The following is a 22476-nucleotide window of genomic DNA, read 5'->3' as shown; positions in this document are numbered from 1 at the left end:
ACGGGCAGGGACGTGGAGGGAGCGCCAGCGAGTGGAGCGGTCGTGCCCGGCGCGCCGCGTCCCCGCAGTGGAGCGGAGCGCTAGCGGAGTGGAGCGAGGAGACCCGTGCCGCGCAGCCGGGGGGGTCGGGGGGTCGCCCCCCCGGTAAGCAGCGTTACGGGCAGGGACGTGGAGGGAGCGCCAGCGAGTGGAGCGGTCGTGCCCGGCGCGCCGCGTCCCCGCAGTGGAGCGGAGCGCTAGCGGAGTGGAGCGAGGAGACCCGTGCCGCGCAGCCGGGGGTTCGGGGGGTCGCCCCCCCCAATAAAAACCAGCCCCCCAACTAAAGGCGCTCGACCACGTAGTCGATGCAGGCGGTCAGTGCCTCCACGTCGTCGGGGTCGATGGCCGGGAACATGCCGATGCGCAGCTGGTTACGGCCCAGCTTGCGGTACGGCTCGGTGTCGACGATCCCGTTGGCGCGCAGTGCCTTCGCGACGGCGGCGGCGTCGACGTCGTCGTTGAAGTCGATCGTGCCGACGACCTGGGAGCGCTGTGCCGGGTCGACCACGAACGGCGTCGTGTAGGAGGTCTTCTCGGCCCAGGTGTAGAGCCGCCGGGACGAGTCGGCTGTGCGGGACGTCGTCCATTCCAGGCCGCCCTGGCCGTTCATCCACTCGATCTGCTCGGCGAGGAGCAGCAGCGTGGCCACGGCGGGGGTGTTGTAGGTCTGGTCCTTGGCGGAGTTGTCCACGACGGTCTTCAGGTTGAAGAACTCGGGGATGTACCGGTCGGACATGGCGATCTCGTCGATCCGCTCCAGTGCCGCGGGGGATGCGAGCGCGACCCAGAGGCCGCCGTCCGCCGCGAAGCACTTCTGCGGGGCGAAGTAGTAGACGTCGGTCTCGGAGACGTCCACGGGCAGGCCGCCCGCGCCGGAGGTGGCGTCGACCAGGACGAGCCCTTCGCGCACGGTCGTGCCCGCCGGACGCTTGATCGGCATGGCGACGCCGGTCGAGGTCTCGTTGTGGGTGAGCGCGTAGACGTCGACGTCCTCCTCGGCGGACGCCTCGGGGTGGGTTCCGGGCGGGCCGGAGATGACGGTCGGGTCCCCCAGCCAGGGCGCGCCCGTGGTGACCTTGGCGAACTTGCTGGAGAACTCACCGAACGTCAGGTGCTGCGAGCGCTGCCGGACGAGCCCGAACGCGGCGGCGTCCCAGAACGCGGTGGTGCCGCCGTTGCTGAGCAGGACCTCGTACCCCTCGGGCAGGGAGAACAGCTGTGACAGCCCTTCCCGGACGCGCCCGACCAGGGACTTCACCGGCTTCTGGCGGTGCGAGGTCCCCATGTAGGTGGAGCCGGACTCGGCCAGGGCGGCGAGCTGCTCGGGACGGACCTTGGACGGCCCGCAGCCGAAACGGCCGTCGGCGGGTTTGAGGTCGGCTGGAATGTCAATGGCTGGATTCGCGCTGTCGGTCACTCGCAGAAGGCTATCTGACCTGCGACGTAGATCGCGGTCTGCGCTCACATCCCGAGACGCCGGCGTCGCCATGCCCAGGTGAGCAGGGCTGTCAACGCGCCCGCGCAGACGGCGGCGACGACGGCGGGCGGGTAAACCCAGTCGTCGCCTCTGGAATGGGCCTCGACGGCGGTGCGGGCGGAGTCGTAGGTCAGGAAGCCCAGGAAGAGCGCGGCGATCACCGTGGCGATCCGGCCGGACACGGCGTTGGTGTGGCGGCGGCGTTCCTCGCGCTCCGCCTCGTACTGCCGCAGCTCCTCCGCGGGGTCGGTCTTAGCCGCCGGAGGTTCCCGCATGGGCGCGGGACCGATATCGCCTTCGAGGGGCTCGTCGGGGTGGTGGCTCATGCGGCCAATGATGGCAAAGTGGCCGGTTTTCGTGTCGGGCGGCGCGGTGCTGGAAAATTTTCGATCCTTGGGGCGCTCCGCCGCGTCCAACTCCAGACTGGGGTGGGGAGGGCGGGCAGAGGAGACCCGTGCGGGAAGCGAGGCGTGGGGCATGGCGGGCGAGAGCGACCGGCTCCTGGGCGAGGATCGGCTGCGCGGGGTGCTCGACCTGTTCGAACGGCTGCGGGAGCGGCCGCCCTGGCGGTGGCGGGAGCGGCTCAGGCCGCTGCTGCTCCTCCTCGGCCCTGACCGCGCCACCTCTCACGCCGCCGAGATGCTCAAGTCCCGCTGCGAGGACGAGCGCGCCCCGGTGTCGCACATCGCCGCCGAGACGCCCGCGACCGGTGTCGCGGGCGTGCTGCGGGAGGCCAAGCGGGAGCTGTCGCAGCCGAGCAGCCGCGCCCGGGGCGAGCCGGCGCTGCGCTTCCCGCTGCTGGAGATGGCGCTGTGGCTGCGCGACCTGCGGGAGATCCGGCTCGCCGGGGATCGCCCGCCGCCGCGCGACGCCTCGGCCGCCGAGCGGGAGAACCACCGGCTCGTCCGGCGGGTCACGCATCCGCCGGTCGGCGACAACGAGAACGCGCGCCGCCGCGAGCTGAACCGGGTGATCCGCCGCCGCGGCCGGGACGTCCTGCGCGACCTGGAGGAGCCGCGCGGCCGGCCCGCCACGTTCCTGTCGTTCCTGGAGCAGATCGCCCCCATCGGGATCGCGGTCGTCGCGCTGATCAGCGCCGGGACGGCGGCGGCCCTCGACCTGGCCTCCGCCGTCCTCGCCGCCGTCATCGGGCTGGCGTTCGTCACCGTGCAGATCGTCGCCCGGACGCGCGGCTGGTACGGGGTGCGCCGGTTCGTCTGGTTCCTCCGCCAGCCGTACGTGGACCGCGACTCCACCGGCTTCCTCGGCTTCGCGCTCGGCGTGTTCGACCCGCGCCCGGTGGAGCCGGAAGACCACGGCGAGCAGCTCGACCTGCTGCTCGTCGCCGCCTTCCTGGAGGATCTGCGGCGCAACTACCGGCGCGACTACCGGCGCGCCGCGTGGGCCCGCGTCCGCTACCCGGTGCTGATCTTCGAGCGGCTGTCGGCGGGGCATCCCGGCGTGACGTTCGTGGAGCTGGTGGAGCGGGTCCGCGCCGACGGCCAGGCGAGCGGCCTGCCTCCCGGTTTCGACCCGCTCGTCGTCGTCGCCGGCGTCGACCCGGCCGCGCCCGCCGACGACGACCCGTCCGTTCCGTCCGGGCCCACGCTCGTCGAGCGGCTCGCGCAGGCCGTCCGGGTGGACGTGTCGTCGGGCGAGCCGCAGAGCGTCATCGCCGCGCGCGGCCTGTGGGACCGCTACACCCGCGAGCAGCGCCGCGTCGGCGCGCTCGGCTCCCGCCGCGAGCTGCGCGTCGACATCACCCGCGACCCGGGCGGGGACCTGCCGCCCGTCCGGCCGGTGCGGCGCCGCCCCCGGCTCGCCCACCCGGCGTTGCCGTGGATCGCGATGGTCGCGGTCGCGGCGGCGTCCGTCACGGTGATCTCCGTGCAGGTGGTGAGGTACTGCTCGCCGGTCGGGATCAGGAGGATGGCCAACGGCGAGTGCGTCGGCATCACCGACGGGTCGTTCCGCTTCGGCGAGGACTCCGGCGGCAGGAACAACGACAACCGGCTGAACAAGGTGCTCGACGAGATCGAGGCGCTGAACGACCACGTCAAGGAGTCCGGCAAGCCGTACGCGACCGTCGTCTACCTCGGCCCGGTGACCGCCGACCCGTCGATCAAGAACCGGCGGATCGACCTGCTCGCCGGGGTGCAGGGCGAGCTGATCGGGCTGGCGATCGCGCAGAAGCGGTTCAACGACGCGGCCGAGGGCGACGACCTGCGGCTGCGGGTCCTGGTCGCCAACGCGGGGGCCAGGTTCCGCTACGCCGAGCAGGTCGCCGGGCAGATCCGCAGGCGCGCGCTGAAGGATCGCTCCATCGTCGCCGTCATCGGGTTCGAGCAGAGCCGACGGCAGACCCAGGAGGCGATCAGGCTGCTGGCCAAGTCGGCGCTGCCGCTGATCGGCACGGCCAACAGCTATGACGGGACGGCGCTGCTGGACGGCGACGCCGGCTACTCGCCGTACTACTTCCGCCTCGCGTCCCCGAACTCGCGGACGGCCGAGCACGCCGCGTACTGGGCCCGGCACGGCGACGTGGGCGGCAGGAGGGTGGACGACGCGGTGGTCATCCACGACGGCGACCCGGACGACCTCTACAGCCGGAACCTCGCCGTCGACTTCGAGAGGGCGTTCCGGCCGGGCAGTGCGCTGATGCGTCCGTACCGGAACCCCGGTGAGCTGAACAAGTCCGTCCGGGAGGCGTGCCAGGACCAGCCGGACATGTTCTACTACGCCGGTCGTTCCGACGAGTTCCGTTCGTTCATCAACGTCCTGGAGCTGTCGTGCCCGAAGCGTCCGCTGGTCATGGCGGACGACGAGATCGCCAAGTACGTCAGCGACAACGCCGAGGAGCTCGGCCGCAAGAACACCTTCGACCTGTACTTCACGCCGCTCGCCGTCCGGGAGGCGTGGACGTGGCGCTGGATCGGCGACCAGGCGCCGCAGACCTTCTACTCCGACTACGACCCGGCGGTGCGCGCGATGTCGGACGCGGACGGGCCGCCGGGGCAGCGGCCGTCCATCACCCGCGCCGCCGTCGGCTACGACGCCGCCACCCTCGTCGCGACCGTGGCGAGCAAGGTCTACTGGCAGGAGAAGGCGCTGCCGTCGGCCGGATCGGTGTTCGCCGCGCTGAACGACCCCGACCACGACGTCCTGCGCAACGGGGCGAGCGGCGTCATCCGGTTCGGCCCGCGCGCCTCCGGCCACCAGGTACTCGACAAGCCGGTCATGCTGGCGACGATCAAGCCCGACGGGACCACCGAGGTCAAGCAGGTCTGCGGCCGCCTCATCGCCGGCGTCCAGGGCAAGGCGTCCTGCCCGCCGGCCGATCGCAGGGGCCGGGCCCCGGCCGGGTAGGCGGGGCGCACCGCGCCGTCGAGCGGAGCGATCCGATGAGGAAGCGAAAGGCCCCCGGTGATCTGACCGGGGGCCTTGAGGCTCGTCGTTGCGAGGGGATTTACGAGGGGATTTGAGGGGGGAGGGGGAGGGGGTCTCAGCCCTTGAGGACGTCCGCCGCTCCGGCGACGTCGTCGAGGGAGCGGTTTCCATGGCCGACGTACTTGGCGCTCGGGCGGACGAGGCGTCCGGTGCGCTTCTGCTCCAGGATGTGCGCCGCCCAGCCGGCGGTGCGCCCGCAGGTGAACATGGCGGGCATCATCGCGGTCGGGACCTCGGCGAAGTCCAGGATGACCGCGGCCCAGAACTCGACGTTCGTCTCGATCGGACGGTCCGGGCGGCGCTCGCGCAGCTCGGCGAGGGCGGCGTCCTCCAGGGCCTTCGCGGCCTCGAAGCGCGGGGCCCCGAGCTCCTTGGCGGTGCGGCGGAGCACGCGGGCGCGCGGGTCCTCGGCGCGGTAGACGCGGTGGCCGAAGCCCATCAGCCGGTCGCCGGAGTCGAGGATGTCGGTGACGACCTTGCGGGCGTCGCCGAGCTGCTCGACCTTCTCGATCATCGGGAGCACGCGGGCGGGGGCTCCGCCGTGCAGGGGGCCCGACATGGCGCCGATGGCGCCGGACATGCTGGCCGCGACGTCCGCCCCGGTGGAGGCGATCACCCGTGCGGTGAAGGTGGAGGCGTTCATGCCGTGCTCGGCGGCGGAGACCCAGTACGCGTCGATGGCCCGGACGTGCTTCGGGTCGGGCTCACCGCGCCAGCGGACCATGAACCGCTCGGTGATGGTCCCGGCCTCGTCGATCCGGCTCTCCGGGACCATCGGCACGCCGACGCCGCGCGCCGACTGCGCCACGAACGACAGCGCCGTCACCGACACCCGGGCGAGGTCGGCGCGGGCCGTCTCGTCGGAGATGTCGAGCAGCGGCTTCATCCCGTACGCGGGGGCGAGCGTGGGGAGCGCGCTCTGCACGTCCACCCGCACGTCGCCGGAGGTGACCGGGAGCAGGTGCGGGTCGGCGGGGGCCAGTCCGGGGGTGAAGCTGTCGTCCACCAGGAGGCCCCAGGCGTCGCCGAAGGAGACGCGGCCGACGAGCTCCTCGATGTCGACGCCCCGGTAGCGGAGGGCGCCGCCCTCCTTGTCCGGTTCGGCGATCTCGGTCTCGAAGGCCACGACCCCCTCGAGACCAGGTTTGAAGTCGGACATGTCGTCCTGCCTTTCGTCCCCAAGAGTGATAAGGCGGTGCCGTGCCATTGAACCCTGTCCGCCTTACTGACCAGTACCCAGGGGTCGTGCGAGTTGCACAACTCCCAGGTGAGAGGCTCTGACGCTGTGGATTCCGCAACGCCAGACCCCGCACGGCTCCGCAGATCCTACGAGGCGGGCGAATTGTCCGAGTCGGCGCTCCCCGCCGATCCGCTCGCGCTGTTCGCCGCGTGGTTCGCCGACACGCACGCCTCCGGGCTCGCCGAACCGAACGCGATGGTGCTCGCGACCGCCTCCGGCGACGGAGTTCCGAGCGCCCGGATCGTCCTGCTGAAGGGGTACGGGGCCCGGGGGTTCCGCTTCTTCACGAACCTCACGTCGCACAAGGGACGCGATCTTGCGGAGAACCCGCGCGCGGCGCTGGTGTTCCCCTGGCATCCGCTCCACCGGCAGGTGCGTGTCGCCGGGCCGGTCGTCGAGTTGACGCGGGACGAGTCGGCCGCCTACTTCCGGACGCGCCCGTACGGGTCGCGGCTCGGCGCGTGGGCGAGCGAGCACCAGTCGGGCGTCATCCAGGGCCGGGACGAGCTGGAACGCCGCTACGCCGAGGCGGCCGAGCGCTGGCCGGACCCGGCCGCCGGGCAGCCGCCGGGGGCGCCGGACGGGGACGCCGCCGACGTGGTCCCCCTGCCGGACTTCTGGGGCGGGTACCGCGTCGTCCCGGAGTCGATCGAGTTCTGGCAGGGCCGCCGCGACCGGCTGCACGACCGGATTCGTTACCGTCGCGAAGTACCTTCGGGGGGTGCGGACGACTCCGGGGAGTGGACGGCGGAGAGACTGTCCCCGTGACGTCGAAACAGCAGCCAACCCCCTCTGACACTCCTGACGCCGCCGACGCCGCCGACACCGCCGAGAAGGCCGACGGCGGCCCCGAGCCCCAGGAACCCGAGGAACCTGAGGAGCCCGAGGAACCCGAGAGACCCCGCGGGACCGCGCGCGGCAGGCTGCGCCGGCTGGCCATCGACATCCGGCCGCTCCGGCAGCCCGCGTACCGGCGGCTGTGGCTCGGGCAGGGCGTGTCGTTCGTCGGCTTCCAAGTGACCGCCGTCGCCGTCCCCGTCCAGGTGTACGACATGACGAGGTCGTCGCTGTGGGTCGGCGTGCTCGGCTTCGTCAACCTCGTCCCGCTGATCGTGTTCGGGCTGTGGGGCGGCGCGATCGCCGACCATGTGGACCGGCGCAAGCTGCTGTTCGCCTCGTCCTGCGTGATGTGGGCGGCGACGCTGCTGCTGCTCGTCCAGGCGCTGCTCGGCATCGGCAGCCTCACGCTGATCATGGCGGTGGTGGCGGTCCAGGCGATGGGGTTCGCGGTTGCCTCGCCGACCCGCAGCGCGATCGTCCCCCGGCTGGTCGACCGGTCGCTGGTCCCGGCGGCCAACACCCTCAACTTCACCGCCGCCCAGTTCGGGATGCTCGCCGGTCCGCTGTTCGCGGGCGTGCTGCTGGCCCACTGGCACTACGCGGCGGCCTACGCGCTCGACGCCGCGCTGTTCAGCGTCGTCCTCTACGCGGCGCTGCGGCTGCCGCCGATCCCGCCGCTCGGCGACGTCACCGGTGCGCCGGGCCTGCGGTCGGTGATCGACGGGCTGCGCTACCTGGTCACGCAGCCGGTGCTGCTGATGTCGTTCGTCGTGGACATCATCGCGATGGCGGTCGCGATGCCGCGCGCCCTGTTCCCCGAGGTCGCCGAGACCCGGTTCGGCGGCGGCGGCGCGGTCGGCTGGCTGTTCGCCGCGATCGCGATCGGGGCGTTCCTCGGCGGGCTGTCGTCCGGGTGGATCGGACGGGTGCGCAAGCAGGGGATCGCCCTCGTCGCGTCGATCGTGGTCTGGGGGCTGGCGGTGGCCGCCGCCGGGCTCGCCGGTCAGCTGTGGCTCGCGGTCGTGCTGCTGGCCGTGGGCGGTGCGGCCGACCTTGTGTCGGCGGTCTTCCGCCAGTCGATGCTCCAGACGTACGCGCCGGACAAGCTGCGCGGCCGGCTCCAGGGCGTCTTCACCGTCGTCGTCGCGGGCGGCCCGCGGCTCGGGGACGTGCGGGCGGGCGCGACCGCGAGCGTCGCGGGCGCCACCGCGTCCTGGGTGGGCGGCGGGCTGGCCTGCGCGGCGCTGGTGATCGTCGCGGCGTTCGCCGTCCCGGCCCTGCTGCGCTACGACGCCCGGACGGCCGAGACGGTGGCGGTGGAGACCTGATCCAGCGCTCGGGCGCGTTCCCCGGCGGTGGCGGGCAGGAACGGATCCGCGTCCCCGGAAGGTTTCGCGTTCATCTTGCGTTCCCCTTACCCGGCTTGACCGGGATACTCGCGCGGCCCGGCGGCGTGCTGCACGAGCAAGTAGACTTCGCCCATAAGACTGGAGGGAGCTGTGACCTCACACGGCCTTATCGATACCACGGAGATGTACCTCCGGACGGTGTTCGAGCTCGAAGAGGAGGGGATCATTCCCCTTCGTGCGCGCATCGCGGAGCGGCTCTCCCAGAGCGGCCCGACGGTGAGCCAGACGGTCGCGCGGATGGAGCGCGACGGCCTGCTCCGGGTCGAGGGCGATCGGCACCTCGCGCTGACCGTCAGCGGTCGCGGTCTCGCCACGCGCGTCATGCGCAAGCACAGGCTCGCCGAATGCCTGCTGGTCAACGTCATCGGACTGCCCTGGGAAGACGTCCACATCGAGGCGTGCCGGTGGGAGCACGTGATGTCGGAGGACGTCGAGCGCCGCCTCGTCGCGCTGCTGGACAACCCGACCACCTGCCCGCACGGCAACCCGATCCCCGGCCTGGACGAGCTCGGCGGGCACGGCGACGACGGCGAGCACGCGCCGCTGTCGGTGATGACCGCCGTGGCGAGCCCCGGCGGCGCGGGCGTGGTGATCCGGCGGATCAGCGAGCAGGTGCAGAGCGACAGCGACCTGATGCTTAGACTCAAGCAGATAGGGATACAACCGGGACGAGAGGTGATTCTCCGGGCGACCGATGACGGGGTACGGGTGATCAGTGACGACGAGGACGAGGGGCCCGCGACCGAACTGCCGCGCGACATCGCCGAACACGTCTTCGTCAGCAGGCGCTGACACGGTCGGCGTGCGAGCACCGGTTCCGACGGTCTATACCGAAGATCTCCATACCATCGCGCCTTTCGGGCGTATCCCGGCGGCGGGTTCGTCGTTCAATACGACGAGGCGAACTCATTCGTCGGCCGTGCCGCCACACCCGGTGACCGTCAGGCCGGGGGCGGCGGCCGCCATCAGGATCGGGATGGGGAGATGAACCAGTGGGGGGAAGCGCCTGACGAGGCGCGTCTGCCGCCCGAGACCGTCCTGAGCCAGATGGAGATGGCGGTCATCGTCTGCGACCGCTTCAGCAATGTCATCTACGGCAACACGTTCGCGCGGCAGCTGTTTGGCTTCGGCGGCGACGACATCATGGGCCACTCGATCCTGTCCCTGGGCATCGCCGAGGAGGACCACGAGCAGGCGACGGAGCTCGCCAAGCACGTCCTCAAGGGCGGCGTCTGGGAGGGCACGTTCTGCAACATGCGCGCCGACGGCACCACCGTCTACACGCGCGCGCACGCGGTGCCGCTGCGGCATCCGTCCGGCGCGGTCGACGGTGTCGTGATCTTCGCGCGGGAGGCGCTCCGCTCCAACCAGCGCGAGCAGGAGCGCTACGGGCTGATGGAGCGGATCGGCGAGCGGCTCGCCGGCTCCCTGGAGCTGGAGAGCACCCTCCGCCGGGTCGCCGACACGCTCGTCCCGCAGTTCGCCGACCACTGCTTCATCGACCTGTACAGCGGCGACCGGCTCTACCGCCGGGTGTCCCGGCACGCCGCCGACTGGGAGCCGCCGCCCGGCACCTGGGCCGAGGTCGGCGAGCCCGTCTCCTACCCGCCGGGCCACTTCAGCGCCAAGGCGATGGAGCGCCGCGACGCCGTCCTCGTCGAGGACATGATCCAGCACCGGTTCGCGGCGCCGACCGAGTCATCCAAGCGGCTCGGCGTCGAAATGGGCATCACGTCGGTGATCTCGGCGCCGCTGCTCGTACGCGGCGAGCTGCTCGGCGTGATGAGCCTGGCGCTGTCGAACCTGACCAAGCGGCCCGACCCGCACTACGACGGCTTCGACCGCGACCTGCTCGGCGCGATCGCCAGCCGGGTCGCGCTCGCCGTCGACAACGCGCTGCTGTTCGAGGAGGAGCGCGACACGGCGCTCGCCTTCCAGCGGCACCTGCTGCCCGGTGACCGGCCGCCCCCGCTGGACGGCCTGCAGATCGCCTGGCGGTACGAGCCGGCCCGTCCGATCGAGTCGCACGGGCACGGCATCCAGACGCAGGTCGGCGGCGACTGGTACGACGTGATCCCGCTGTCGGCGGGGCGGGTCGGCCTCGTCATCGGCGACGTCGAGGGGCGCGGCGCGCGCGCCGCCGCCGTCATGGGGCAGCTGCGCGCCGCGCTGCGCGCCTTCGCGCAGGACGACAAGCCGCCCGCCGACATACTGCGCAAGCTGGACGAGTGGGTCCGGACGATGACGCGTCCCGAGCGGATCCGGTCCGGCTGGAACAGCGACGACCTCGTCCGCCCGCCGCTCGTGTCCTGCACCTACTTCGTGTACGACGCGTGGTCGAGGGTGCTGGAGTTCGCCAACGCGGGGCACGACCCGCCCCTCCTCGTCGTGGACGGCGAGGTCCGCGAGCTGGAGTTCGAGAGCGAAGGCGGCATGCTCGGCCTGCGCGCCCCCGGCATGGGCGGCGAGATCCTCTTCAACGAGGAGACGACCGAGCTGAAGCCGGGCTCCACGCTCGTCCTGTACACCGACGGCCTCATCGACCGGCGGCCCAAGGACGACGGCGACTACTACACCCGCGAGGAGTCGCGGGAGATGGTCCGCGCCGCCGTCGCGAAGGCCGCGTCCGGCGGCGTCGAGGCGGTCGCGAACGCCGCCTACGACGCGGTGCCCGGCGACATCGACGACGACGTCGCGATCGTGGTGATCCGCACCGCGGGCGACGAGCTGGCCGTCGAGGAGCGCACCTTCACCGCCGAGCCGATCATGGTGTCGGAGGCCCGCCGGATGGCCGCCGACACGTTCGCCGGCTGGGGGATGCTCGACGAGCAGGCCGAGCTCGCGTGCCTGCTGGTCTCCGAGGTCGTCACGAACGTGGTCCTGCACGCGGCCGCCACGCCGGCGCCGCGCCGGGAGATGGTCGTCCCGGTGCCGGCCGGGACGCCCGGCCGGGGCGGCGAGCCGCTCGGCGCGCCGCCGCCCGTGCAGTTCAACACCGACTTCGGCGCCGCCCTGGACGGCGACCCGTTCGGCGGCGACTTCGACGAGGACGACTGGAGCCTCGGCGCCGACCTCGGCCGCCGCGAGCCGCAGACCAAGGAGTTCCGGCTCCGGCTGCGGCGCGGCGCCGACACGGTGTGGGTCGAGGTGTTCGACGCCGACATGCGGCTGCCGCGCATCCGCAGCGCGGGCGAGACCGACGAGGGCGGGCGCGGTCTCTACCTGGTCGACCAGCTCGCCACCCGGTGGGGGGCCCGGCCCACCTCCGACGGCAAGGCCGTCTGGTTCGAGCTGCCGCTGGCTCCGTGACGATGCGCGCGTGGGTGGTGGAGAAGCCGTCCCCGATCGAGTCGGGGCCGCTGCGCCGCGCCGACCGCGACGTTCCCTCGCCCGGCCCCGGCGAGTTGCTGTTGCGGGTGCTCGCGTGCGGCGTCTGCCGGACGGATCTGCACGTCGTCGAAGGTGACCTTCCCGTCCACCTGCCCGGGGTGACGCCCGGCCACGAGATCGTCGGCGAGGTCGTCGAGGCCGGTCCCGGCTGCCTGCACGGCGCCGGTGACAGGGTCGGCGCGGCGTGGCTGCGCGGGACGTGCGGCGCGTGCCGGTTCTGCCGCCGCGGCGCCGAGAACCTCTGCCCGGCGTCGGTCTACACGGGCTGGGACGCGCACGGCGGGTACGCCGAGTACACGCTGGCCGTCGACGCCTACACCTACGCGCTGCCGCCCGAGCTGGACGACGTCCGGGCCGCGCCGCTGCTGTGCGCGGGCATCATCGGCTACCGGGCGCTGCGGCGCTCGGCGCTGCCTCCGGGCGGGCGCCTCGGCATCTGGGGGTTCGGCGGTTCCGCCCACCTGGCCGCGCAGATCGCCCTCGCGGAGGGCGCCGACGTGCACGTCTACACCCGGAGCCCGGCCGCCCGCGAACTGGCCCGCGAGCTCGGGGCGTCGTGGGCGGGCGACTCCTTCGACGCCGCCCCCGCCCTCCTGGACTCGGCGATCATCTTCGCGCCGGCGGGGGAGCTGGTGCCCGCCGCGCTGGAACGGCTCGACCGGGGCGGGACCTGCGCGATCGCGGGCATCCATCTGAGCGACGTCCCGCCTCTGGACTATCAGCGGCACCTGTTCCAGGAGCGTGAGGTCCGGTCGGTGACGGCGAACACGCGCGCGGACGGCGAGGAGTTCCTGAGGCTTGCCGCGAGGCTGGACGTCGCCGTCACCACGCATCCTTATGGTTTGGACGAGGCCGGCCGTGCGCTGGCCGACCTCGCCGCAGACCGCTTCACTGGAGCGGCCGTCCTCGTCCCCTAGGCCGGGTGCAGGGCCCTAGGGGGATGTCACCTAGCGGATCGGCTCCGCGGCGACGTGCGCCCATGTCTGGGTGAACCACAGTTCACCGCCGATGATGCGCGGTTTGGCGCCGGTCTTGGGGCCGCCGTCCACCTCGTCTATGAGGGCTTCGCGGATGCGGTCGGCGGACGCGTCGTCGCGGGCCCCGGCGAGCCAGGGCTCGATCGGGCGCTCCACGGTGAACACGTCGAGCCGGCGGATGCTGCCGCCCGCCGAAGTGATCATCTCGGTGAGCCGGGCGATGGACGGGGTGCCGGGATGGTCCGGGTCGCGGAGCCGCTCGATCCGGTCGCGCTCGGGGCCGGCGAGGTTGCCGCGGACGAGATCGGCGATGATCACCCGTCCGTCCGGGTGGCAGACCCGCAGCAGCTCGCGCAGGACCTCGCCAGGGTCGCCCAGGTTGTAGAGCGAGAACCGGGCCGTGACGAGGGAGAACGCGTTGTCCCGGTAGGGCAGCGCGGTGGCGTCCGCCTTGATCGTCGGACGGTCGGGGCCGATCGGGTGGGGCCTGCGGTCCTCGCGCGTCGCGGCGGCGGGGAGCCGGTCGCCGTCCGGTCCGTCGCCGGTGATGCGGACCGGGCCCGTCCCGAACTCGATCGTGGACATCCGCCCGGACGTGCCGGCGGGCTCCGGCGGCTCGGGCATGGCGTCCACGGCGGTCACGTGCCGGACCTGGGGGGCGAGTGCGGCGGGCATCGGGCCGCGGCCCCGCGCCACGTCCAGGCAGACGTCGTCGCGGCCGGGTTCGACGAACTCCAGCAGGCGCCTGAGATGCGGGGCGATCGTGCCGATCGTGCCGCCGCTGCGCTGGGCGGTGGGCGCCGGTTGCCGCACTGGTGCACTCCCTCGGCTCGGGCCGGCTTCCCTGTCGGGCGCGCCGGGCGGGGCGTGAAGCCGGGTTTCGTCAGTTATGACTCACTGCCGGGGGAGTAAGTTCGGACGCGCGCCAAGGGAATTCCAATGCCGCTTCACCCTCGCAGGTGCTGCCCGTACAGCGCGAGTACGACGAGCACGAACACGGTGATCGCCGCGGCGCGGGTGGGCATGGGCACCCGGAGCCGCACCGCGGCCCAGCGCACGCAGAACGCGGCGAGGAGCGACACGACGACGAGGGCGAGGATGCCTTCCATGGGGGTCACCTTCCGAGCCGGGGGGAGTGCCGCCTTTTGCACGATCTCTTGCACGATAGACGCGTAAGGAACCAGTTACCCCACGATCGGGACCCGGGCCGGGCCCGCTAACCTCATCTTTGTGGCAGATGCAAAGGAAGTAGACGGCCGGGACAAGGTCGACGGCCTGATGACCAACCTCGCGCGCGGGCGGGTGGCCCTGGGCCTCGCGGCCCTCGCCGCGCCGAAGCTGACCGTGAAGCTGATGGGCCTGGGCGGCGGCGCCGACCCGGGCCGCGACTACATGGTCCGGGCGTTCGGCGCCCGGGAGGTCGCCGTCGGCGCCGGCTACCTGCTCAGCGACGACAACGGGCGCCGGCTGTGGGCGCGGCTCGGCCTCGCCGTCGACTCGCTCGACCTGGTGAGCGGGCTGAAGACCCGCAAGGCCCTTCCCCTGTGGGTGACGGCGGGGGCCGTGGGGATCGCGGCCGGCGCCGCGGGGATCGGCGCGGCGAAGGTCGCCTCCGACATCGTGGGCTGAGTTCGCCGCAGGGAGCCGGTGATCTTGTCCGGCCCCTGGGTAGACCTCCCCCGCACGGATGCGGCACCTTCTGGGCGGGGGCTAGGGCATGACGACGGTGGAGGGCGCCGCGCTGGACGGGCGGGCCATGCCGAAGGGGCGCGACCTCTACGTCATCCTCGGCGCCCTCATGCTCGCCATGCTGCTGGCCGCGCTCGACCAGACGATCGTGTCCACGGCGCTGCCCACGATCGTCAGCGACCTCGGCGGGCTCAACCACCTGTCGTGGGTCGTGACGGCGTACCTGCTCGCCTCGACGGCGTCGACGCCGCTGTGGGGCAAGCTCGGCGACCAGTACGGGCGCAAGCGGCTGTTCCAGGCGTCGATCGTCATCTTCCTGATCGGGTCGGCGCTGTGCGGCCTGTCCCAGGACATGTTCCAGCTGATCGTGTTCCGCGCCCTGCAGGGGCTCGGCGGCGGCGGGCTGATGGTTCTCGTCGTCGCGATCGTCGGCGACGTGGTGCCGCCCCGCGAGCGCGGACGCTACCAGGGCCTGTTCGGCGCGGTCTTCGGCGTGTCCAGCGTGTGCGGCCCGCTGCTCGGTGGCTGGTTCGTCGACAACCTGTCGTGGCGCTGGGTCTTCTACATCAACCTCCCGATCGGCGTGCTGGCGCTGATCGTCGTCGCCGCCGTCCTGCCCGTGACGGGGGAGCGCGAGCGGCACCGCATCGACTACCTCGGAACCCTGCTGATCGTCGGCTGGGCCGTCGGGCTCGTGCTGATGACGACCTGGGGCGGGACGCGCTACGCCTGGTCCTCCGCGCCGATCATCGGGCTGGCCGCCGGGTCGGTGTTCCTGATCGGGGTGTGGCTGCTGGTCGAGCGGCGCGCCGCCGAGCCGATCATGCCGCCGGCGCTGCTGGTGAACCGGGTGTTCGCGCTGGGCGCGGCCATCAGCTTCGCGGTCGGGTTCGCGATGTTCGGCGCGCTGACGTTCCTGCCGATCTTCCTGCAGATCGTGCACGGGGTGTCGCCGACGCTGTCGGGGGTCTACCTGCTGCCGATGATGCTCGGCATGCTGGCCAGCTCGATCGGGTCCGGGCAGCTGATCACCCACTACGGCCGCTACAAGATCTACCCGGTGGTCGGCACACCGATCATCGCGGTGGCGCTGTGGCTGTGCTCGGGACTGGACGAGGGGTCGTCCACCCTGAGCATGAGCCTGCGGTTCGCGCTGCTCGGGTTCGGGCTGGGCCTGGTGATGCAGGTGCTGGTCATCGCCGTCCAGAACGCGGTGTCTTACGAGGACCTCGGGTCGGCCACGTCCGGGGTGACGTTCTTCCGGCAGATCGGTGGATCGTTCGGCGTCGCGGTTTTCGGTTCGATTTTCAGTAATCAGCTTGCCCGGCATATCGAAGATCTGGCTCCGGTCCTGCCGCGTGGGTTCGACCCGTCGGCCGTCCAGGGCAATCCCCATTTGCTCGACAGATTTCCCGCCGCGGTCAAGAACATGGTCCTGCACGCTTACGCGCAGTCGATCGACTCGGTTTTCCTGTGGGCCGTGCCAGTGGCGGGGGTCGCGTGCGTGCTGACGTGGTTCTTGCGTGAGGTCCCGCTGCGGGCGACCTCGCGGACGCGCGACTACGGCGAAGGCTTCGGGGCGGCGCCGACCGTCCGTTCGTCGAGGCACGAGATAGAGCGCGCCTTGAGCGGACTCATGCGCCGCGACCCGAAGGCGGCCGAACTCTACAAGCGGCTGGCCGTCCTCTGCGGAGTGGACTTGCCGGCGGGCAGCGTGTGGGCGCTATGCCGGATCGCCAAGGATCGCACGGTCGCCGGGCAGGACCTCGCCGCACGCGCCGGCGTCACGGTCAAGGAGGGCCGCCCGTACGTCGACCGGCTGGTGACGTCCGGGTACGTCCAGCGCCGCGACGGTGTCCTGGTCATCACCTCGTCCGGCAGAGGCGTCGCGGAGAGGTTGTTCGACGCCCGCCGCGAGGGCCTCGCCCGGCACGTCGAGGGCTGGGAGCCCGAGGACCACCCCGAGCTGGCGGATCTCCTGACCCGGCTGGCCGAGACGTCCCTCGGCGACGACGAGGACGGCGGTCTCCTCCGCGCGGCGCCCGAGGGCGCCCCGTCGTAAGGGCGAAGCCGGAGACTCAGCTCACATGGCGTTGCGTCATGATGGATGTAATCTCATACTGACTAACCGAATCTCACTCGGTTTCGGGACGGAACCACCCCACAATTTGGAGGCGCAGTGGCCGAGGCGTACATCGTCGGCGCGGTCCGTACCCCCGTCGGTACCAAGAAGGGCGCCCTGAAGGACGTCCACCCCGCCGACCTCGGGGCCCACGTGCTCAAGGAGCTCGTGAACCGCACCGGCGTCGACCCTTCCGCGGTCGAAGACGTGATCATGGGCTGTGTCATGCAGGTCGGCCCGCAGTCCCTCGACATCGCGCGCACCGCGTGGCTGTCGGCGGGCCTGCCGGACAACGTGCCCGGCGTGACCATCGACCGGCAGTGCGGATCGTCCCAGCAGGCGATCCACTTCGCCGCGCAGGGCGTCCTGTCCGGCACCCAGGACCTGGTCGTCGCGTCCGGCGTCGAGCAGATGGCGATCGTCCCGATGGGCTCGTCCGTCGCGATGGCGCTGGAGAAGGGCATGCCCTTCCCCTACGGCGAGGGCTGGGCCGAGCGGTACGGCATGCAGGAGATCTCCCAGTTCCGCGGCGCGGAGCTGATGTGCGAGAAGTGGGGCTTCACCCGCGACGACCTGGAGAAGTTCGCGCTGGAGAGCCACCAGCGCGCCGCCAAGGCCATCGAGGCCGGCTACTTCGACCGGGAGATCGCGCCGATCGCCGGCCTGTCCAAGGACGAGGGCGCCCGCCCCGACACGACCCTGGAGAAGATGGCCGGGCTGAAGACCCTCCGCGAGGACGGCGTCATCACCGCCGCCGTCGCCTCGCAGATCTCCGTCGGCTCGTCCGCGGTGCTCATCGCGTCCGAAGAGGCCGTCAAGCAGCACAACCTCACCCCGCGCGCCCGCATCCACACCCTCGCGGTGTGCGGCTCCGACCCGGTCTACATGCTGACCGGCCCGATCCCGGCGACCGAGAAGGCGCTGGCCAAATCCGGCCTCAAGATCGACGACATCGACGTCTTCGAGGTCAACGAGGCGTTCGCCCCGGTCCCGCTGGCGTGGGCGCACGACACCGGCGCCTCGCTGGAGAAGACCAACCCCAACGGCGGCGCCATCGCGCTCGGCCACCCGCTCGGCGCCACCGGCGGCGTCCTCATGACCAAGCTCCTCCACGAGCTCGAGCGCACCGGCGGCCGCTACGGCCTCCAGACCATGTGCGAGGGCGGCGGCCAGGCCAACGCGACGATCATCGAGAGGCTCTGACGACCTCGCCGCGTAGTCTGCCCCTGGAGCGCCGCTCCGGGGGCAGACGCCGTTCAGGGAAGAGGGCATGTACGAGACGATCATCTACGCGGTGGACGAGCGCATCGCGCGGATCACGCTGAACCGTCCCGACGCCCGCAACGCGCTCAGCGACCGGATGACGGACGAGCTGCTCGACGCGTTCGCCCGCGCGAAGGCGGACCCCGGCGTCCGGGTGATCGTCCTGACGGGCGCGGGCGACCGGGCGTTCTGCGCCGGCGCCGACCTCGGCGGACTCGGCCGGGCCCAGGCGGACGGCCGATCGGTCGCGGACGCCTCCGCCATCCGCGAGAGCGCCCCGTTCCGCCTGTTCACGGCCTTCCCCGAGCTCGGCAAGCCGATCATCGCCCGGCTCGCCGGGCACGCCGTCGCGGGCGGTCTCGGCCTCGCCGCCGCCTGCGACCTGGTGATCGCCGCCGACGACGTCAAGCTCGCCACCCCCGAGGTGAACGTCGGCCTCTGGCCCATGATGATCATGGCGATCATCAACCGGAACGTCGCCCCCAAGCACGCCTTCAAGCTCTACTACACCGGCGCCCGCATCACCGCCGCCGAGGCCCGCGACATCGGTCTCGTCACCGAGGTCGTCCCGCGCGCCGACCTGGACGCCCGCGTGGACGAACTGGCCCGCGCCATCGCGGCCAAGAGCCCCGTCGGCCTGCGCCGGGGCCGCGACGCCTTCTTCGCGATCGAAGGCCGCCCGCTGGAGGACCAGGTCGCCCACCTCCTCGGCGAACTGGTCGCCCTGTCCGCGACCGAAGACGCCAAGGAGGGCATCACGGCGTTCCTGGAAAACCGTCCGCCCGATTTCCAGGGCCGCTGACCGCCCCCCGCCGCGGCGTGTGACACTTCAGGGCGTGGAGATCGGGAAGGCGATCCGGCGGATGGGGCTGGCCGACACCTACCGGGATCGGCACTGGGACAGGGCCGTCAAGGTCACCGACAACACCGTCCAGAAGGCGGACCCGGAGTGGCTTGAGGAGCTGCTCCCGGCGCTGCTGCGTGTCCCGGAGCCGACCTCCCCGATGCGGTACGGCTTCGAGGTCGCGCTGCAGAGGCTGGCGACCGCGCCCGGCGACGCGGACCGGACGGCGAGCGTCCGCGCCTTCGCCGCCGAGGGCAAGGCGTGGGGCGACGTCCGCTACGAGCTTCCCGAGGTCGCCGAGTGGCTGGCCTGCACGCAGCCGCCGGAGCATCTCCTCGCCGTCTTCGAGGCCGCGGACGCCGACGACGAACTCGCCGCCTGCCTCCTCCAGGAGACGGCGCTGCGCCATGACGCGACGGCCGCGTCCGGGTTCGCCGCGAGGCTCCGAGCCGCCGGGCACCCTCTCGGACTCCTGCCCCTGCGTCCCGCACCCGCCGAACTCGGATACTCCCTGCCCCGGTATCCGGATCGGCTGGAACCCGCCTGGAGCGAACCCGGCGAAGGCGCACCGGCCGCACCGGGCCCGTCCGGTCTGGACGTCACCGTGGCAGAACTCGACTGGCCCGACGCTCAGCGGGCGCGCAGTGCGTACCGCAACTGGACGTCGGAGACCGAGACCGCGCTGTTCCGCCTGGACCGTCCCCTCATACCCGAGAATTTCGGCGCCTCCGTTCTGCGCGCCCTGCCCGCAGACAGCACCGGCGCCACGGTGACCGGCGTCCGGCGGGCGACCACCGCCGACGTCCTGCGGACGTTGTTCGCGGGAGCGACCTCGGGCGGCGCGTACGGCCGCCGCATGTACGGCGCGTACGCGCGCCGGCCGTCCTGGGAGTCGCTCGCCGCTCTGGCAGGCGTCCAGGAAACCGACCTCGGCGCCATCGAGCGGGCCGCCGACCGCTGCGACTGGCTCTTCTACACCTCCGATTGGCACATGCGCGTCGTCCCGCCGCTGGACGTGGGCATCGTCGGCCTCCGCGCGGACCGGCGGACGGTCGCCGTGCTGGCCGTCACAGACTCTGACTGACGGCGGGGGACGCAGTTCCGCAGCAGGGGACACCCTGTTTCCGGATGCTCCGCTGAGCCGGGTCAGCGCGCGGGGACGTCCCGCGCGGCGAGGAAGCCGGCGATCTCGGCCTGCTGCGCGGCGTCGAAGGCGGCCTTCGGCAGGAACGCCACCGGCTGCTTGTTCACGAACAGGAGCCAGAACTCCGGGGTGGTCACGACGTCGGAGAACATGGACCAGCGCATCGCCGTGGTGGACTCGTCGGTGCGGCATTCGTAACCGTCGTCCATCACCCGCACCGTCGTGGGGACGGACAGGAACGCGAGCTGCTTCCGGAGACGCCTGCGCAGCCACCATGATCCCGCGAGCGGGCCGAGGACCGACGCCACCAGCAGGGCGATCGCCATGGTCGGATCGCCGAGGAGGAACAGCACCACCGCACCCGCGACCAGGACCGACACGAGGACCGCGTACAGGGCCGCGAGCTGGCCCCTGAGCCCGCGCTGGACGGCCCGTACCACCTCCTCGGGCGCAGGTTCGTACCTGACCGTGATGTCCATGCCGCCGCCTTCGTCCGAATCTGGATCATCATCCAGAGGTCCGTTCACCGGCGCAACTTCCGGCCGCCGAAGGCAGGGGCTCCCCGTGGCCGGAGGTGGACTTTGCCCGGCAGGGGGAAGAGGGGCCGGTGTGGGGGAGTGGTTCACGCGGGAGATCGCGGATGCCGGGCGGCTCCGGCTGGCCTGTTTCCTGATCGCCTTCATCGCGGGGTTCCTGTTCATCCGGTTCAGCGTGCGGATGATCCGGCGGCAGGTGCGGTGGTGGCCGGGGAACGTGACGCCCGGCGGCCGTCACATCCATCACGTCGTGTTCGGCCTGGTGTTCATGTGCGTGGGCGGCGTGAGCGGGCTCGCCGTCCAGAACGGTTCGTCCGGATGGGCGGCGGTCACCGCCGCCGTGTTCGGCGTGGGGACGGCGCTGGTGCTGGACGAGTTCGCGCTCGTCCTGCACCTGGAGGACGTCTACTGGAGCGAGCAGGGCCGGCTGTCGGTCGAGGTCGTGTTCATCACGATCGCCCTGTGCGGGCTACTGCTACTGGGCCTGCGGCCCCTTGGCCTGGACGACGTGGCGGGGGACGGCTTCTGGGCGATCGTGGTCGTCCTCGTGCTCGACATGCTCGTGGCCTCGGTGGCCTTGCTCAAGGGCAAGGTCTGGACGGGCCTGATCGGCCTGTTCATCGGCGTCGTCGCGGTGGTCGGGGCCGTCCGGCTGGCACGCCCGGACTCTCCCTGGGCGCGGCGGAGGTATCTTCCGGGGTCGCGGAAGGAACGGCGTGCCCAGGTGCGCGAACGCCGGTACCGGCGGCCCGTCCAGCGACTCGGCGACTGGCTGAGCGACCTGATCGCCGGCCGCCCGTCCATCAAGCCTTAAGCCAGAGTAACTGCGCTGGATGCCATCGGATCGAAGTGTTAGTCTAACCCTACATGCGTAGTACTATCACTACATGCCAGGGAAGCATACGCGGGCGGCCATCAAGGAGTTAGAGGAAGCCGGGTGGAAGATCACCTACACCAGCGGACGGGCTCACGCCTATGCGAGGGCGTCCTGTCCTGGCGGCCCCGGCTGCTGCGCCCCTCCTTTCTCGATCAACGGAACTCCCGACGTCGACGAACACGAGGCGCAGAAGATCTTTAGGCGGATGCGACAGCACGACGCCAAGGTGGCCGCACGGCGGGAAGGGGAGGGTTGATGAGCACCTACTGGTTCGAGCTTGAGGTCGGCCCGGTCAGTGACCTTGAGGAGGCCGCAGAGCGGCTGTACTCGCGTTGCGGTGACGGTCAACTCTCCGGCGATGAACAGGGCGGCACGATCCTGTTCTCGCGCGAGGCGCCCAACGCGATCGGGGCGGTCCTGTCGGCCATCGACGACAGCGAGCGCAGTGGACTTGCGGTGACCGGCGTCATGGAAGACCTGGTGACCATCGACGACATCGCCGAGAAGACCGGCAGATCCGCCCCGGCGGTCGGGCACTGGACGACCGGTGAACGCGGGCCTGGAGGCTTTCCCGCTCCGGCCATCCATCGCGGCAGCCGCGTCAAGCTGTACTCGTGGGCACAGGTGTCTCGCTGGCTTGCCGATGCCGGACTCGGGAAGATCGACTCGGTTGCCGCAGAGGTCGCCGCCGCCGCCGCTGATGTGGACGCCCTTCTGCGTGCTCGGCAGGTGCTGCGTGACGCTCCTTCGGGCAAGAGGGAGGCCCTTATGAAGCTGGTAGAAGCTTGATTAGTGCGGGTACTGGCGCGGCGGCCGGGGACGCACCTCGCACCGGAACGATTCGATGATCGAGCTGATCTGGCGGATGACCCGGGTGTCCTCCAAGCGGTCCAGGTAGAGGGAACGGCGGGCCAGACCGTCCAGGTCCACGGCGAAGTACACCGCCATGAGCGGGTTGATGAACAGCTCGCTGTTGCGCGTCCGGGTGGTGAACTGGGCGTTGCCGAACTGGCCGCGCACGGCGGCGGATATCGAGCCGTTCACGATGCTCGAGTGCGCGGGCGTCGCCGCCTGCGCGTACTCGACCGCGTCGAGGTAGAGGGCCGCCTCGCGGCTGTCGCGGGGGATGGAGAGGGCGCCCAGGAACGAGCCGTCGGCGGTTTTTCTCCGGTACGCGAACTC

At 71.7% G+C, this 22476-nt stretch carries 20 protein-coding genes; 13 read left to right on the top strand and 7 right to left on the bottom strand.

Annotated elements, in window-relative coordinates; genetic code table 11:
* Positions 1 to 319 precede the first annotated feature (319 nt).
* Positions 320 to 1456, bottom strand: a complete 1137-nt coding sequence (gene serC / locus SM418_RS21125; protein WP_371942805.1) for a phosphoserine transaminase — start codon at positions 1454 to 1456, stop codon at positions 320 to 322.
* A gap of 44 nt (positions 1457 to 1500) precedes the next feature.
* The gene (locus tag SM418_RS21120) at positions 1501 to 1842 is read right to left on the bottom strand and encodes a hypothetical protein (protein WP_371942804.1); all 342 of its coding nucleotides are present in this window, start codon (positions 1840 to 1842) and stop codon (positions 1501 to 1503) included.
* A 151-nt stretch (positions 1843 to 1993) separates the two neighbouring features.
* Here SM418_RS21120 and SM418_RS21115 point away from each other — a divergent pair, with 151 nt between their 5' ends.
* Positions 1994 to 4882, top strand: coding sequence for a type 1 periplasmic-binding domain-containing protein (locus SM418_RS21115; protein ID WP_371966090.1), 2889 nt, complete (start codon positions 1994 to 1996; stop codon positions 4880 to 4882).
* Between the two features lie 136 nt (positions 4883 to 5018).
* Here SM418_RS21115 and SM418_RS21110 read toward each other — a convergent pair whose 3' ends face one another.
* Positions 5019 to 6122: a citrate synthase 2 gene (locus SM418_RS21110; protein WP_371942802.1), complete on the bottom strand. Its 1104-nt coding sequence runs from the start codon at positions 6120 to 6122 to the stop codon at positions 5019 to 5021.
* Positions 6123 to 6305: 183 nt separating this feature from the next.
* On the opposite strand from SM418_RS21110, the gene pdxH reads away from it, so the two are divergent.
* The 5 genes from pdxH (at position 6306) to SM418_RS21085 (ending at position 12759) form a co-directional block, all read left to right on the top strand.
* Positions 6306 to 6971, top strand: a complete 666-nt coding sequence (gene pdxH, locus SM418_RS21105; RefSeq protein WP_371942801.1) for a pyridoxamine 5'-phosphate oxidase — start codon at positions 6306 to 6308, stop codon at positions 6969 to 6971.
* Positions 6968 to 8371 (top strand): MFS transporter, encoded by a 1404-nt coding sequence (locus SM418_RS21100; protein WP_371942800.1) that lies wholly within the window; start codon positions 6968 to 6970, stop codon positions 8369 to 8371. Before pdxH ends, SM418_RS21100 begins: the two co-directional genes overlap by 4 nt.
* A 171-nt stretch (positions 8372 to 8542) precedes the next feature.
* Positions 8543 to 9244, top strand: a complete 702-nt coding sequence (locus SM418_RS21095; protein WP_371942799.1) for an iron-dependent transcriptional repressor DtxR — start codon at positions 8543 to 8545, stop codon at positions 9242 to 9244.
* A gap of 192 nt (positions 9245 to 9436) precedes the next feature.
* The gene (locus SM418_RS21090) at positions 9437 to 11761 is read left to right on the top strand and encodes an ATP-binding SpoIIE family protein phosphatase (protein ID WP_371942798.1); all 2325 of its coding nucleotides are present in this window, start codon (positions 9437 to 9439) and stop codon (positions 11759 to 11761) included.
* Between the two features lie 2 nt (positions 11762 to 11763).
* Complete coding sequence (locus SM418_RS21085) at positions 11764 to 12759, top strand: zinc-dependent alcohol dehydrogenase family protein (protein ID WP_371942836.1); 996 nt, start codon at positions 11764 to 11766, stop codon at positions 12757 to 12759.
* A 30-nt stretch (positions 12760 to 12789) separates the two neighbouring features.
* Here SM418_RS21085 and SM418_RS21080 read toward each other — a convergent pair whose 3' ends face one another.
* Together SM418_RS21080 and SM418_RS21075 are read right to left on the bottom strand one after the other, a co-directional pair.
* Positions 12790 to 13632 carry a class I SAM-dependent methyltransferase gene (locus SM418_RS21080; protein WP_371942797.1) on the bottom strand — a complete coding sequence of 281 codons (843 nt, stop codon included), beginning with the start codon at positions 13630 to 13632 and terminating at the stop codon, positions 12790 to 12792.
* 134 nt (positions 13633 to 13766) lie between these two features.
* On the bottom strand, positions 13767 to 13928 hold the full coding sequence (locus tag SM418_RS21075; protein ID WP_371942796.1) for a hypothetical protein: 162 nt from the start codon (positions 13926 to 13928) through the stop codon (positions 13767 to 13769).
* A gap of 121 nt (positions 13929 to 14049) precedes the next feature.
* On the opposite strand from SM418_RS21075, the gene SM418_RS21070 reads away from it, so the two are divergent.
* The 5 genes from SM418_RS21070 to SM418_RS21050 all read left to right on the top strand — a co-directional run bounded on the left by SM418_RS21070 (position 14050) and on the right by SM418_RS21050 (position 19821).
* Positions 14050 to 14448: a hypothetical protein gene (locus SM418_RS21070; protein WP_371942795.1), complete on the top strand. Its 399-nt coding sequence runs from the start codon at positions 14050 to 14052 to the stop codon at positions 14446 to 14448.
* An 88-nt stretch (positions 14449 to 14536) separates the two neighbouring features.
* The gene (locus tag SM418_RS21065; RefSeq protein ID WP_371942794.1) at positions 14537 to 16570 is read left to right on the top strand and encodes an MFS transporter; all 2034 of its coding nucleotides are present in this window, start codon (positions 14537 to 14539) and stop codon (positions 16568 to 16570) included.
* A gap of 117 nt (positions 16571 to 16687) precedes the next feature.
* A complete protein-coding gene (locus tag SM418_RS21060) occupies positions 16688 to 17833 on the top strand; it encodes an acetyl-CoA C-acetyltransferase (protein WP_371942793.1) in 1146 nt (381 codons plus the stop codon).
* Between the two features lie 67 nt (positions 17834 to 17900).
* Positions 17901 to 18695 carry an enoyl-CoA hydratase/isomerase family protein gene (locus SM418_RS21055; RefSeq protein WP_371942792.1) on the top strand — a complete coding sequence of 265 codons (795 nt, stop codon included), beginning with the start codon at positions 17901 to 17903 and terminating at the stop codon, positions 18693 to 18695.
* Between the two features lie 34 nt (positions 18696 to 18729).
* Entirely contained in the window at positions 18730 to 19821 is a 1092-nt protein-coding gene (locus tag SM418_RS21050) for a DUF6183 family protein (RefSeq protein WP_371942791.1), read from the top strand.
* 62 nt (positions 19822 to 19883) lie between these two features.
* Here the strand turns inward: SM418_RS21050 and SM418_RS21045 are convergent, their stop codons facing one another.
* A complete protein-coding gene (locus SM418_RS21045) occupies positions 19884 to 20360 on the bottom strand; it encodes a YcxB family protein (RefSeq protein ID WP_371942790.1) in 477 nt (158 codons plus the stop codon).
* 130 nt (positions 20361 to 20490) lie between these two features.
* On the opposite strand from SM418_RS21045, the gene SM418_RS21040 reads away from it, so the two are divergent.
* Both SM418_RS21040 and SM418_RS21035 read left to right on the top strand, forming a co-directional pair.
* Positions 20491 to 21231 carry a hypothetical protein gene (locus SM418_RS21040; protein ID WP_371942789.1) on the top strand — a complete coding sequence of 247 codons (741 nt, stop codon included), beginning with the start codon at positions 20491 to 20493 and terminating at the stop codon, positions 21229 to 21231.
* Positions 21232 to 21549: 318 nt separating this feature from the next.
* Positions 21550 to 22083 carry a hypothetical protein gene (locus SM418_RS21035; protein ID WP_371942788.1) on the top strand — a complete coding sequence of 178 codons (534 nt, stop codon included), beginning with the start codon at positions 21550 to 21552 and terminating at the stop codon, positions 22081 to 22083.
* Here SM418_RS21035 and SM418_RS21030 read toward each other — a convergent pair whose 3' ends face one another.
* Positions 22084 to 22338, bottom strand: a complete 255-nt coding sequence (locus tag SM418_RS21030) for a hypothetical protein (RefSeq protein WP_371942787.1) — start codon at positions 22336 to 22338, stop codon at positions 22084 to 22086. It lies immediately after the preceding gene.
* Positions 22339 to 22476: the final 138 nt, after the last annotated feature.

Source organism: Actinomadura chokoriensis (assembly GCF_041463665.1).
Taxonomy (GTDB): domain Bacteria; phylum Actinomycetota; class Actinomycetes; order Streptosporangiales; family Streptosporangiaceae; genus Spirillospora; species Spirillospora chokoriensis_A.
The sequence above is the reverse complement of the archived record's forward strand: the minus strand, read 5'-3'. Positions and strand labels throughout refer to the sequence as shown.

Coding starts and splice junctions, on each gene's coding strand:
- SM418_RS21045 (WP_371942790.1), bottom strand. CDS start 20,360: ATGGACATCACGGTCAGGTACGAACCTGCGCCCGAGGAGGTGGTACGG.
- SM418_RS21115 (WP_371966090.1), top strand. CDS start 1,994: ATGGCGGGCGAGAGCGACCGGCTCCTGGGCGAGGATCGGCTGCGCGGG.
- SM418_RS21075 (WP_371942796.1), bottom strand. CDS start 13,928: ATGGAAGGCATCCTCGCCCTCGTCGTCGTGTCGCTCCTCGCCGCGTTC.
- SM418_RS21085 (WP_371942836.1), top strand. CDS start 11,764: ATGCGCGCGTGGGTGGTGGAGAAGCCGTCCCCGATCGAGTCGGGGCCG.
- SM418_RS21055 (WP_371942792.1), top strand. CDS start 17,901: ATGTACGAGACGATCATCTACGCGGTGGACGAGCGCATCGCGCGGATC.
- SM418_RS21065 (WP_371942794.1), top strand. CDS start 14,537: ATGACGACGGTGGAGGGCGCCGCGCTGGACGGGCGGGCCATGCCGAAG.
- SM418_RS21120 (WP_371942804.1), bottom strand. CDS start 1,842: ATGAGCCACCACCCCGACGAGCCCCTCGAAGGCGATATCGGTCCCGCG.
- SM418_RS21110 (WP_371942802.1), bottom strand. CDS start 6,122: ATGTCCGACTTCAAACCTGGTCTCGAGGGGGTCGTGGCCTTCGAGACC.
- SM418_RS21035 (WP_371942788.1), top strand. CDS start 21,550: ATGAGCACCTACTGGTTCGAGCTTGAGGTCGGCCCGGTCAGTGACCTT.
- SM418_RS21090 (WP_371942798.1), top strand. CDS start 9,437: ATGAACCAGTGGGGGGAAGCGCCTGACGAGGCGCGTCTGCCGCCCGAG.